General features: G+C 42.6%; 13 protein-coding genes and 1 riboswitch. Of the genes, 11 read left to right on the top strand and 2 right to left on the bottom strand.

What is annotated here, in order from left to right; all coding sequences use genetic code 11:
• Nucleotides 1-119: 119 nt before the first annotated feature.
• Complete coding sequence (locus AB4153_RS08080) at nt 120-1769, bottom strand: electron transfer flavoprotein-ubiquinone oxidoreductase (RefSeq protein ID WP_102527598.1); 1650 nt, start codon at nt 1767-1769, stop codon at nt 120-122.
• A gap of 211 nt (nt 1770-1980) precedes the next feature.
• A riboswitch (molybdenum cofactor riboswitch) is annotated at nt 1981-2114 on the top strand.
• Between AB4153_RS08080 and moaA the strand changes: the two genes are divergently transcribed.
• From moaA to AB4153_RS08025, 11 genes are all read left to right on the top strand, one after another.
• Nucleotides 2102-3082, top strand: a complete 981-nt coding sequence (gene moaA / locus AB4153_RS08075; RefSeq protein ID WP_248956683.1) for a GTP 3',8-cyclase MoaA — start codon at nt 2102-2104, stop codon at nt 3080-3082. Its footprint overlaps the riboswitch before it by 13 nt.
• A 96-nt stretch (nt 3083-3178) precedes the next feature.
• Nucleotides 3179-3661 (top strand): cyclic pyranopterin monophosphate synthase MoaC, encoded by a 483-nt coding sequence (gene moaC / locus AB4153_RS08070; RefSeq protein ID WP_102527600.1) that lies wholly within the window; start codon nt 3179-3181, stop codon nt 3659-3661.
• Between the two features lie 86 nt (nt 3662-3747).
• Complete coding sequence (moaD, locus tag AB4153_RS08065; RefSeq protein ID WP_102527601.1) at nt 3748-3996, top strand: molybdopterin synthase sulfur carrier subunit; 249 nt, start codon at nt 3748-3750, stop codon at nt 3994-3996.
• Nucleotide 3997: 1 nt separating this feature from the next.
• The gene (gene moaE / locus AB4153_RS08060) at nt 3998-4483 is read left to right on the top strand and encodes a molybdopterin synthase catalytic subunit MoaE (protein WP_371996992.1); all 486 of its coding nucleotides are present in this window, start codon (nt 3998-4000) and stop codon (nt 4481-4483) included.
• 16 nt (nt 4484-4499) lie between these two features.
• Nucleotides 4500-5375 carry a molybdate ABC transporter substrate-binding protein gene (gene modA / locus AB4153_RS08055; protein ID WP_371996991.1) on the top strand — a complete coding sequence of 292 codons (876 nt, stop codon included), beginning with the start codon at nt 4500-4502 and terminating at the stop codon, nt 5373-5375.
• A gap of 3 nt (nt 5376-5378) precedes the next feature.
• The gene (gene modB, locus AB4153_RS08050; protein WP_102527604.1) at nt 5379-6059 is read left to right on the top strand and encodes a molybdate ABC transporter permease subunit; all 681 of its coding nucleotides are present in this window, start codon (nt 5379-5381) and stop codon (nt 6057-6059) included.
• Nucleotides 6040-7158, top strand: coding sequence for an ABC transporter ATP-binding protein (locus AB4153_RS08045; protein ID WP_371996989.1), 1119 nt, complete (start codon nt 6040-6042; stop codon nt 7156-7158). The genes modB and AB4153_RS08045 overlap by 20 nt, the downstream gene beginning before the upstream one ends.
• A gap of 83 nt (nt 7159-7241) precedes the next feature.
• Nucleotides 7242-7766 (top strand): PepSY domain-containing protein, encoded by a 525-nt coding sequence (locus tag AB4153_RS08040; protein WP_102527606.1) that lies wholly within the window; start codon nt 7242-7244, stop codon nt 7764-7766.
• 58 nt (nt 7767-7824) lie between these two features.
• Entirely contained in the window at nt 7825-8502 is a 678-nt protein-coding gene (locus AB4153_RS08035; protein WP_102527607.1) for a response regulator transcription factor, read from the top strand.
• A gap of 67 nt (nt 8503-8569) precedes the next feature.
• The gene (locus AB4153_RS08030) at nt 8570-9808 is read left to right on the top strand and encodes a HAMP domain-containing sensor histidine kinase (RefSeq protein WP_229370279.1); all 1239 of its coding nucleotides are present in this window, start codon (nt 8570-8572) and stop codon (nt 9806-9808) included.
• Nucleotides 9809-9991: 183 nt separating this feature from the next.
• Nucleotides 9992-10669, top strand: a complete 678-nt coding sequence (locus AB4153_RS08025; protein ID WP_371996987.1) for a TIGR01621 family pseudouridine synthase — start codon at nt 9992-9994, stop codon at nt 10667-10669.
• A 21-nt stretch (nt 10670-10690) separates the two neighbouring features.
• Here the strand turns inward: AB4153_RS08025 and AB4153_RS08020 are convergent, their stop codons facing one another.
• On the bottom strand, nt 10691-11881 hold the full coding sequence (locus AB4153_RS08020) for a GGDEF domain-containing protein (RefSeq protein WP_371996985.1): 1191 nt from the start codon (nt 11879-11881) through the stop codon (nt 10691-10693).
• Between the last annotated feature and the right edge of the window lie 86 nt (nt 11882-11967).

The following is an 11967-nucleotide window of genomic DNA, read 5'->3' as shown; positions in this document are numbered from 1 at the left end:
TCGGCTAGAATAAATGAATAGTTTATATGGGATTTTGAAGCTGATTTGTCTGTGTGATGTATTAAGGCAATAAAAAACGCACTTTAGTCAGTGCGTTTTATGATGAGTTAATTGGTTAACTACATATTCGGGTAGTTAGGTCCGCCACCACCTTCAGGTGTTACCCAAGTGATATTTTGGCTTGGGTCTTTAATGTCACAAGTTTTGCAGTGAATACAGTTTTGCGCATTAATCACAAACTTATTCTCAGCGCCTTCAGCGACCACTTCATAAACTCCCGCAGGGCAATAACGCTGCGCGGGTTCATTGTATTTAATTAAGTTAACAGCAATGGGGATAGACGCGTCCTTGAGTTGCAGGTGACACTTCTGATCTTCTTCATGGAAGGTATTCGATAGATAAACCGATGATAATTTATCAAAACTCAGCTTACCATCAGGCTTAGGGTACTCAATCGGGGTGAAGTCTTTAGCCAGTCCCATATCAGCATGATCTGGGGTTTCATCGCGAAGCGTTATCGGGAACTTCCCGCCAAACCAATTTTGGTCAATAAAGTTAAAAGCGCCGCCTAAGTAGGTACCGAACTTATGTAATGCAGGGCCAAAGTTGCGCGATTGAAATAGCTCTTCATGTAACCAGCTTTGCTCAATACGAGTTTGGAAACAGTCTAAATCTTTACCAGCTTCAACACCTGCTATGAGTGCTTCGCCTAAGGTTTGAGCGGCGACAATACCGCTCTTCATAGCTGTATGTGTGCCTTTGATTTTGGCGAAGTTCAATGTCCCGGCATCACAACCAATAAGCAATCCACCAGGGAAGCTCATTTTAGGTAATGAATTCAATCCACCTTTAGCGATAGCGCGAGCGCCGTAGGTTAAGCGCTCACCACCAGTTAATGTTTGCGCAATAACCGGATGTTGCTTATAACGCTGAAATTCATCGAACGGGCTGACATGTGGGTTTTTATAATTCAAATCAATAATCAAGCCGACAGCGACTTGGTTATCTTCCATGTGATAAAGGAAGCCACCACCAGAAGTCCCTTGATTTAGCGGCCAGCCACCGGTGTGAACCACTTTACCTTCTTGATGTTGTTCTGCTGGAATTTTCCAAATTTCTTTAAAGCCAAGGCCGTAATGCTGTGGTGTTTTACCATTATCGAGATGATATTTCGCGATAAGTTCTTTACCTAAATGGCCGCGACAACCCTCAGAAAATACAGTGTATTTGGCATGTAACTCCATACCTGGCATATAGCTGTCTTTTTCTTCGCCATTAGCGCCAACACCCATGTCACCAATTAATATGCCTTTCACACTGTTATCTTGATTAAACAGCACTTCACTTGCAGCAAAACCTGGGAAGATTTCAACACCTAAACCTTCAGCTTTTTCTGCTAACCAGCGTGTTAGGTTACCGACACTAATAATGTAGTTACCATCATTATGCATGGTTTTAGGCACTAAACTGTTCGACATTAATTGAGATTTGGAGTCTGAACTTAGCAGGTAAATCTCATCGTGAGTCACTTTAGTATTCAGTGGGATATCGGAATCACGCCAATCGGAGAACAATTCATCCAATACTTTAGGCTCAAAAACCGCACCAGATAATATGTGCGCTCCAACCTCAGAGCCTTTTTCAACAACACAGACAGTCATTTCTTTGTCTGCGTCTTGTGATATTTGCATTAATCGACATGCAGTAGCGAGTCCGGCAGGTCCTGCACCGACAATTACTACATCGAATTCCATAGATTCGCGTTCCATCATCTCACCTTTGATCTTCATTCCCCGGTTTATGGCGGGTTTGTTGTTATTTTTTTGTTTTACTCACCTTACCTCAAAAATGAGCTAGGTCACAGTAGCAAGTGCGATTTTGAGCTCGTGAGCTAGCTCGCAATTCTTTACAGATTTTGTACAAACCGGGACAAAATGTCATAAAAAGGTACTGATTAGAGCGAATTTAGGCCTATAATCAAAGTTGACGGTTCTCCGAGCTTTATATCCTACGTCCACAGATACGGGTATTTAGCCGTGGTAATAATGCCACCGGGGTGAGTAAAGAAATGCGCTTACCTCCCACACTTGGAAAGGTTAACATGTCCCAACTACAAGACAGTTTTGGTCGAAGATTTCACTATCTGCGGATGTCAGTCACTGACGTTTGTAATTTCAAATGTACCTATTGCCTACCTGACGGTTACAGACCTGATGGCAAGCCAAAGTTCCTCGCGCTAAATGAAATTGAAAATTTAGTGGCAGCTTTTGGTGAGGTAGGTACTCAAAAAATCCGCATTACCGGTGGTGAGCCGACCCTTAGAAAAGATTTCACCGATATCATTCGCGTTGTTGCTGATAATGACAACATTAATACCGTTGCCACAACAACCAATGGTTATCGCCTCGAAAAGCACGCTAAAGAATGGTACGACGCGGGTTTGCGCCGAATAAATGTTTCGGTTGATAGCTTAGATCCGAAAATGTTCTACCAAATCACAGGCGAAAATAAGTTTGATCAAGTGATGCGTGGTATTGATGCAGCACTTGAGGCGGGCTTTGAGCGGATTAAAATAAACGCGGTACTGCTTAAAGGCTTAAATGACAAAGATTTGCCACGTTTCTTACACTGGATTAAAAGCACGCCGATAGATTTGCGCTTTATCGAGTTGATGGAAACGGGTTTAGGCCATGATTACTTTAACGCCCATCATTTAGCGGGTCTTGATATCAAGCTAAAGCTTGAATCAGAAGGTTGGTTATATGATCTGCCGAGTGTTGATGATGGCCCTGCGCAAAACTTTAGTCACCCAGATTACCAAGGCCGTATTGGCTTGATTATGCCTTACGCTAAAAACTTTTGTGCCAGCTGTAACCGTTTGCGTGTATCAGCTAAAGGCAAACTGCATTTATGTCTGTTTACTGAAAACGGTCTCGATTTACGTGACTTATTACAACATGAATCTCAGCGAGCGGAATTAATTGAACGTCTGCACAGTCAATTAGCACAGAAAGAAGAAACTCATTACTTACATCAAGGGATCACAGGTGTGACCAAACATTTAGCCTCTATTGGTGGTTAATATAGAGCGATGTTAGGTGGCTAAGGTGTTGCAGCGTCGCTGTTAAACAGTATTCCTTTTCCATACTGAAATTAAGATCTAATAAGGCAAGTTAGCATGAGCAATTGTTTTACCCATATTAATGCCGATGGCAACGCTCACATGGTCGATGTGACTGAAAAAAATATCACCGAGCGTGAAGCACGCGCTGAAGCATTCATCGAAATGGCGCCAAGTACGCTTGAGATGATCATGAGCGGCAGTCATCACAAAGGTGATGTGTTCGCTACAGCGCGTATTGCAGGCATTCAAGCTGCGAAAAAAACCTCTGATTTAATTCCTTTATGTCACCCATTAATGTTGACTAAAGTTGAAGTGGATCTAGAAGCTCAGCCTGAGTTTAACCGTGTTCGAATTACCAGCTTGTGTAAACTTTCTGGCAAAACTGGCGTGGAAATGGAAGCATTAACTGCCGCTTCAACAGCAGCACTTACCATTTATGACATGTGTAAAGCGGTTCAAAAAGACATGATTATCTCCCAAGTACGTTTACTCGAAAAACGTGGCGGCAAGTCAGGTCATTTTCAAGCTGAAGATTAATCAGTTTGGTGCGATTGTTGGTAGCAAGAATCGCTGACAATCAGTAAAACGTTATTTGTTAGACCCAATCAATACGAGACATCGACATGATCCAAGTTCTATTTTTTGCACAAGTTAGAGAGTTACTCGGTACCGCTAAAGTTGAAGTTGCCGCTGAAGGTATTACTAATACTGAGCAGCTACGTGAAGCATTAGCCGCTAAAGATGATAAGTGGGCAAAAGTATTGTCATCAGACAAATTACTGGTAGCGGTTAATCAAACGATGAGTGCATGGGATGCGGCTGTTGTTGATGGTGATGAAGTTGCCTTTTTCCCACCAGTAACAGGTGGTTAATATGACCGTTAGTTCTGAAAAAAATCCTAGGCAAGTTGTGAGCGTGCAAACCGCTGACTTCAATGTTGCTGATGAATACAATGCGATTGCAAATGATAACAGTGATGGCGCAGTAGTAACATTTGCAGGGAAAGTACGTGATTTCAATGATGGCAGCGCTGTTACTGATCTTACTTTAGAACATTACCCAGGAATGACAGAAGCTGTATTAGTGCAATTAGCTGAACAAGCTTATGAACGCTGGCCATTAAATTATGTCACGATTATTCATCGTGTTGGACGCATGGAACTGGGCGAACAAATCGTATTTATCGGCGTTACTAGCATGCATCGCAAAGCGGCATTTGCAGCGTGTGAATTCCTTATCGATTTCTTAAAAACCAAAGCACCTTTTTGGAAACTTGAAGCTGGCGAAGAAGGCAATAACTGGGTCGAAGCGCGTGATTCAGATGAACAGGCTGCGTCAATGTGGAACGAAACCAAATAGCAAAGGATGCTTACCAATGACATTTAGCCGTCGAGTTGCATTAAAGGTTCAAAGTCTTTTACTTGCGAGTTTGCTAGGACTTTCTTCTTTGTTTTCGCTTTCTGCATTGGCGGCTAAACCGCCAGCCATTGCAGCTGCGGCTAATGTTAAGTTTGCCTTAGATGAAATTGTGGCAAACTTTACTGCGGAAACGGGCTTAGCGTTACGCGTTTCATATGGGTCTTCTGGCAATTTTGTCGCTCAGATCCAGCATGGTGCACCGTTTGAAATGCTATTAAGCGCCGATGAGTTTTATGTACAACAGCTTCATAAGGCAGGTAAAACCGATTCAGATGGTGATATCTACGCCATTGGTAAGTTGGCTCTAGTGGCGCCAAATAATTCCAAATTAGCATTAGATCCCCAATTAACAGGTCTGAGTCAGGCAGTCTCCCAAGGCGAGATAAAGCGTTTTGTTATTGCTAATCCCGCTCATGCTCCATATGGTGAGCGCGCTCAAGCGTTACTTGAGAGCAAAGATTTATGGTCTGCGCTGCAACCTAAGATCATTATGGGCGAGAATGTTTCCCAAGCCGCTCAGTTTGCTTTAAGTGGTTCAGCACAAGGTGGCATCGTGGCATTGTCGCTAGCATCAGCACCGCAGTTTACCAAAATGGGCCGCTACATAGAGATCCCCCAGTCATTATATCAACCCATTAATCAACGTATGGTGCTGACTCCGCGAGCGGGGGATACCACTCAACATTTTTATCAGTACATGCAGTCAACAGCTGCTCAGCAAGTTCTAGAGAATTATGGTTTTGGCTTTCCAGCCAACGTCAGCGATAAACATCATTTACACCAGCCTAAACTTCGTGCACCAAGACCAAGACAGCAAGTGGCGGAGCAGTAATTTATGGATTGGCAGTCGTTGTGGTTATCTGCAAAATTAAGTTCTGTAACCGTACTAATTCTGATCCCAATGGCCATTTTTGTCGGTCGCTTTCTGGCGTACAAACAATTTCGTGGTAAATCGTGGGTAGAAGCACTGATTATGGTGCCATTAGTGTTGCCACCGACGGTGATTGGTTATTACTTGCTTGTCGGTTTAGGTAGTCAAAGTCTTATTGGACAATGGGTCGAGCAGTTTACTGGCGCCCAGTTAGTGTTTAATTTTTCAGGCTTAGTGATTGCCTCTATTCTGGTTAATATCCCTTTTGCTGTGCAGCCGATTCAGCGCGCCTTTGAAACCATACCCCATGATATTCCTGATGCAGCAGCATGTTGTGGCATGAGCTGGTGGCGTATTTTCATTAAAATTGAACTACCTATGATATGGCCTGGAATATTGACCGCTGTGGTGTTGTGTTTTTCACATGTTTTAGGTGAGTTTGGCGTGGTGTTAATGCTTGGTGGCAATATTGCTGGCGAAACTAAAACCATCTCGATTGCTATTTATGACAGTGTGCAAGCGTTTGACTTTGAAGCGGCGGGTACGATGTCGTTAGTACTCTTGGTATTTGCTGTGAGTGTATTGGCAATAACGACAAGTTTATCAAGACGTTTAGGGGGGCAGCATGCCAACCCGCAACGTTGATTTAGAGACTCATTTATACTGCCAAATTGAGCAAGTATCACCCATCCCATTAATTGCTAACTTTAGCTGTAAAGCGGGCGAAGTTCTGGCGGTTGTTGGACCTTCTGGTGGCGGTAAAACCACTTTGTTACGCATGATTGCAGGCTTAAGTGTACCTGAGAAAGGCCGGATTCAGTGTGGCGAGCAGCAATGGTTTGATGACGAGCTGCGGATTAAGTTATCCCCTCAACAACGTCACATTGGTTATGTCCCACAACACTTTGGTTTATTTCCGCATCTTACCGCGCTAGAAAATGTGATATCTGGCTTGGACCACATTCCTAAAAGTGAACGCAAAGCAAGGGCTCTAGACTGGCTTGAGCGAGTTAACTTACATGGGCTACCTGCTAGGTTGCCTGCACAGTTATCTGGCGGTCAGCGTCAACGTGTGGCTTTAGCAAGGGCATTAGCACGAGAGCCTTCGGTATTATTGCTCGATGAACCGTTTTCTGCGGTGGATAGAGAAACCCGTGAACGTTTATACATTGAGTTAGCCAGATTAAAATCACAGTTATCAATTCCTGTGGTCATGGTGACCCATGATATGAACGAAGCTTTGTTATTGGCCGATAAAATGATCCTAATCAGCCAAGGTAACATGCTGCAGCAGGGCGAACCTTTTGAGGTATTGTCTCATCCTCGTAATGAAACCGTGGCTAGGCAGATGGGACTTAGAAACATTTTCAATGCCGAGGTCAGTGGCCGAGATGCAGAGGCAAACATCACATGGCTTAAAATGGGCGAGCAAATCATTGCCAGTGACAGTGCACCTGAATTGGCAATTGGTCAGCAAGTGCGTTGGGTGATCCCAAACCAAGGCATTCGATTTAATGCGATTTCCAGTGGCCGTTTGTGTCGTAGTATCAATAAACTCGATATTGTTATCGAGTCAATGCTAGTCATGGGTGAGTCTGTGCGTGTGAAAGCGCGAATGGCGGATGTGGACGAGGTGTTCAATATGGATATTCCTTCGCATTTGGCTGAAAAACTCTCATTAAAAACCGGATTGGCAACAACGATTGCACTGAAATCTGAGCAAGTCCATATTCTAGAATCATGATCAATTATTAATCTTACAATGCTTGGGTCTTTTGCTGGGCTTAGGTAAAGTAACACTACTCCAATTCTCATTATGAGGCTTTCATGTTCCGTATCGTTCTGTCGTTGTTAGTCGTATTTCCATCAATGGTAATGGCTACCCCGACTATGCATACCTTGCTCTCAGAGGGTGAATACGTCCAACCACTTGTCGTGGTTGAACAAATTGAAACTGAATATAGCGGTGTCGTTTCATCGTTCGATATGGATGTTGAAAATGGTCAACTCATTTATGAAATAGACTTACTCAATCTAGATGACAGTGAAATTACCGAATTCTCATTTGATGCAAGTGACGGCAGCTTAATCACCAAAAAATTATCCGCTTTTGAAGCCGATGATTTAGACCAAGTTAAAGCCGCACGAGTACTCATCAAGCAAAAAATGACTTTTACTGAGCTCGTCACAATGGCGCAAAAAGGTCAAACGGGATATTTAATCGAAGCTGAGTTAGACCATGACTTAGCCATCAGCTATCTAGAATTAAAATTACTCAATGTTTCAAGCAAGCATACGATTGCTTTTGATATTGAAGAATTACGTCCGCTGCCATTACTGCAGTGGGACTAATATGACTTGGCAATTAGCACCTTTACAGTCAAACGCTGTAGAACTAAGGAATAGCACTATGCGAGTATTAATCGTTGAAGACGATGCAACCACACTACAATACGTTGCTGAAGGTTTTACCGCACAGCAATATCAAGTTGATACTGCGACCAATGGCCATGATGGCTTACACCAAGCAAAGCATAATCAATATGACATTATCATTTTAGATCGTATGTTACCTCAGTTAGACGGCCTAACCTTGCTGACTGCACTGCGCAATAATGGTAACCAAACACCTGTGTTAATCCTTTCTGCGCTCAGTCATGTCGACGAGCGAGTGAAAGGATTACGTGCTGGTGGCGATGATTACATGACCAAGCCGTTTGCTTTTGCTGAGTTGCAAGTGCGCGCAGAAAAGCTGATTCAACGTAATGCGCCAGCTGCGGCAAATACCGATCTTGAAGTCGGCAACTTAAAAATGGAATTGCTGACCCGCAAAGTCACATTAGATGAGCATGAATTAATGCTACAGCCTAAAGAGTTTCAATTGCTGAAATATCTAATGGAGCATCCAAATCAAGTCATTAGCCGTACATTATTGTTTGAAGCAGTGTGGGATTATCACTTCGACCCGCGCACCAATGTGATTGATGTGCATATTGCAAAACTGCGTCGTAAATTTGAAGAGCTAGGCCACCCAGAGATCATTGAAACTGTTCGAGGGGCTGGATATCGCCTTTGCAAAGGGAATTAAACCCTACCAAAGCAGTGCTTGGCGGATAACGCTAATTTTCTCGACCTTGGTTACCTTGTTGATTGTGATGTTGGTATTTGGTTTATACCGTCAACTCGTTATTGAGCAAGAAAATCAGGTTGAGCAACATCTTGCCACTGAAATGCAGCGTTATCAGCAATTGGCATTAACGGTTGATCGCCGCAGTTTTGCTGCGCAAATTCGCGCAGCAGATCCTAAAACAGCCTTGATTGCTTGGCGAAACAGCGTTGATATGGTTGGGGCACTGAGTTTTGTGCCTGACAACATGCCTTTATTGCCAAAAACCCGCGAATTTCCTATTTTAACCGGTGGCCCAGATAAGCTTCATATTCTCACCGGTGGCATTGTGATGACCCATTATGGGCCGGTGCTTATAGCGACTCGTACTGATAATTTAGCCGCATTAATTGATAAATTTATCAATGCTGCATTTTGGGCGGTGGCATTCACGTTAGGGATTACCTTAGCGGTTGGTTTTGTGTTCTCTAAAGCGATTTTAAGACGCTTGGTGCAATACAATTTATTGTGTAAAAAGATTGAGCAAGGTGAGTACAACACCCGTTTGCCTGTGAGTCATAATCAAGACGAATTTGATATGCTTGCTGGTCAGTTTAATCGGGTACTTGATACCTTAGAACATAACTTAATGTCTGTTCGTGGGGTGACAGATAATATTGCCCATGACTTAAGAACGCCTTTGTCTCACTTACGCATTGGTATTGAGCAATTACCCAGTAAACCGACAGAGCATGTGCCAGAATTGACCGCCATGTTGCTAGAAGAACTGGACCATTGTTTAGCGACTTTTGATGCCATGTTATCTCTCACTCGAATAGAAGAAGGTCAGCAAACCTTAGATATGCAGCCTGTGAGTCTACAACTTTTATGTGAAGACTTATTTGAAATGGCTGAAGTGGTTGCTGAGTCGAAACAACAAACTTTGACCTTGTCAGCAGACAAAGATGTGACAATCTCTGGCGATAAATACCTATTGTTCCAAGCCTTGTTTAACTTAGTTGATAATGCGATTAAATATGCCCCTGAAGATGCCACTATTGAGATAGTGCAAAAAGGCAGAAAGATCCAAATTATTGATAATGGCCCAGGTATTAGTGATGAAGATAAAGAAAGGGTATTTGATCGTTTAGTCCGATTAGACCCTAGCCGACATCACAAAGGCACGGGGTTGGGCTTATCAATGGTGAAAGCGATTTTATCCCGTCATCATGCTAAAATTGAGCTTAAGGATAATCATCCAGGGCTGATTGTCGACATTCGATTCTAGTCCTGTTTAGGTATATTCCTAGCTCATGTTAATCATTGGTAAAAGCCGATATATCAGGCTTGTACCAGTGATTTTTAGCACGCTTATTTCAGAGCTCTTATTCCAAAACGCTTATTTCAGAACTCTTAGTTCAGGAATTTAGTTCAGAGCTTGTATTTCAGTACTCTCATTAGAATCGAGACTATGTATCAAATTTTAGAACAACACCCAGACTTTATTGTTATCAATAAGTCTCCTAAGGTTCATTTTCATAGCCAAGATGGCACTGCAGGTGTTGTTGCGCAAGTTGAAGCAGATTTAGGTATTAAGCTGTTTGCGGTACACCGTTTAGATACTCCGACTTCTGGGTTACTTATATTAGCTAAAACCCCACAGGCAGCGGCAGAGTTTACTGAATTGTTCAGTGAGCATAAAATTCAAAAGTTTTATCTGGCTATTGCCAAAGGAAAGCCTAAAAAGAAGCAAGGTGGGATTATAGGCGACATGGCCAAATCTCGACGCAGCATGTATAAACTGCTGCGCACTAGGACCAATCCTGCAATAACCCAGTTTTTCTCTCAATCTATTGGTGATGGCTTAAGATTATATTTGCTCAAACCATTAAGTGGGAAAACTCACCAATTACGTGTCGCGTTAAGCAGTATCGGTGTGCCGATCTTGGGGGATGAACTATATGGAGGCGAAGTGGCAGACCGTTGTTACTTGCATGCCATGGCATTGGACTTTGAGTATCAAGATAAACGATATCAGTTTATACAACTTCCTGAGATAGGGGATGTGTTTCAAGCACCATCAGTCACCGACATTTTACAACAAGACTGGCAAGCGCCAGAAATGCTTGCTTGGCCTAAGCATACTTAAGCGTAGGTCATTCTATTTTATTTAGAACTTATCGTTTAGGGTTGGATTAGCACTTTTAATGCAGTTACGGCCACTGGCTTTAGCTTCATACATGGCTTTATCTGCTAATTGAAGTAACGCTTCAGCAGGTAAGCTCTCATTAATCGTCGAAAAACCAATACTGGCTTCAATGGCAATGGGTGTTCCTTGCCACTCAAAGTTCACTTTCGCTAAGGCCTGTTGTAGTTTTTTCGCCACACAAAGAGCTTGTTGCTCCGACGTCAGCGGTAAGATGAGAACAAACTCTTCACCACCATAACGGCATAAATAGTCTATTTCTCGGGTGATACTATTCAGTTGCTTAGCAGCAACTTTAAGCACCTCATCGCCTGCAGTGTGGCCATGGACATCGTTGATTTGTTTAAAATGGTCTAAATCAATCAAAATCACACTGTAGCTGACCTTGTCGCGTAGCCATCGAGCATGTTCTAGGGTTAACTTGCTTTGTAGTGCATTTCGATTCCAAAGCCCAGTTAATGTATCTTTATTCGCTAGGGTCATTATTTTCACCACAAGACGATTAATGGTGTTTCCTATGATGAGGATATTAACTAATAAAATTAATACGATATAGACCCATAAAATAGGCACTGATTCCTCAGTGTTAAACGCCGCGTAGGTAGCGACCTTTTCGGGATAAAGTATCAAAATACATGCCCTGGCTAAGAACATAATGCCAATGATTAAAATCGGAATAACTAACCAGTAAGTGGCGAAAGCAGTAAAATTCTTCTTAAAGGCGACATAATGATCTTTTGCTAGCATAAAGAAACAAACAGCGGCAGCTAAAGATAAAATAATCATTAAATATGCCGAGCTACTGTTTTGTGGTTTGGCGAGTAACATGCTGCCGATGGAAACAAGAACTAATGTAATATCAAATTGGTGGCTAGATTTTAAATGATAAAGTCGCTGCGCGCCCCAGCGTAAAAAGCAAAAACCTACTAATATAATATTGTCAGCTACTAGCCAATGCAGGTAACTTGGTTCATGGGTACGTTGAGTATAAAGCAACATGCCTAGTAACACGCAGAAGTTGGCTAACGCAAAACGCCAGCTAGCACTGGGTGCGACTCGCATAGGAATAACCATGACAGTCCATGCGATTGTTCCTGCGAAACATAAGATACAAATCACTTGAATTAGAATGAGGCTGCTACTAGTTTCTATCATTGAACCTGCACTAAATGATTAAAAATTGAGGATAAGTTGATTGTGTTGAATATCATAATAATATTTGATCTGTTTCACAAATTGTT

The sequence above is a fragment of the Shewanella sp. 10N.286.52.E4 genome (assembly GCF_041468785.1).
GTDB lineage: Bacteria > Pseudomonadota > Gammaproteobacteria > Enterobacterales > Shewanellaceae > Shewanella > Shewanella electrodiphila.
The sequence above is the reverse complement of the archived record's forward strand: the minus strand, read 5'-3'. Positions and strand labels throughout refer to the sequence as shown.

Excerpts from the sequence above, each read along its gene's own strand:
- AB4153_RS08020 (WP_371996985.1), bottom strand. The coding sequence starts at position 11,881 with ATGATAGAAACTAGTAGCAGCCTCATTCTAATTCAAGTGATTTGTATC.
- AB4153_RS08025 (WP_371996987.1), top strand. The coding sequence starts at position 9,992 with ATGTATCAAATTTTAGAACAACACCCAGACTTTATTGTTATCAATAAG.
- moaA (WP_248956683.1), top strand. The coding sequence starts at position 2,102 with ATGTCCCAACTACAAGACAGTTTTGGTCGAAGATTTCACTATCTGCGG.
- AB4153_RS08040 (WP_102527606.1), top strand. The coding sequence starts at position 7,242 with ATGTTCCGTATCGTTCTGTCGTTGTTAGTCGTATTTCCATCAATGGTA.
- modA (WP_371996991.1), top strand. The coding sequence starts at position 4,500 with ATGACATTTAGCCGTCGAGTTGCATTAAAGGTTCAAAGTCTTTTACTT.
- AB4153_RS08080 (WP_102527598.1), bottom strand. The coding sequence starts at position 1,769 with ATGGAACGCGAATCTATGGAATTCGATGTAGTAATTGTCGGTGCAGGA.
- AB4153_RS08035 (WP_102527607.1), top strand. The coding sequence starts at position 7,825 with ATGCGAGTATTAATCGTTGAAGACGATGCAACCACACTACAATACGTT.
- moaE (WP_371996992.1), top strand. The coding sequence starts at position 3,998 with ATGACCGTTAGTTCTGAAAAAAATCCTAGGCAAGTTGTGAGCGTGCAA.
- modB (WP_102527604.1), top strand. The coding sequence starts at position 5,379 with ATGGATTGGCAGTCGTTGTGGTTATCTGCAAAATTAAGTTCTGTAACC.
- moaD (WP_102527601.1), top strand. The coding sequence starts at position 3,748 with ATGATCCAAGTTCTATTTTTTGCACAAGTTAGAGAGTTACTCGGTACC.
- AB4153_RS08030 (WP_229370279.1), top strand. The coding sequence starts at position 8,570 with ATGTTGGTATTTGGTTTATACCGTCAACTCGTTATTGAGCAAGAAAAT.
- moaC (WP_102527600.1), top strand. The coding sequence starts at position 3,179 with ATGAGCAATTGTTTTACCCATATTAATGCCGATGGCAACGCTCACATG.
- AB4153_RS08045 (WP_371996989.1), top strand. The coding sequence starts at position 6,040 with ATGCCAACCCGCAACGTTGATTTAGAGACTCATTTATACTGCCAAATT.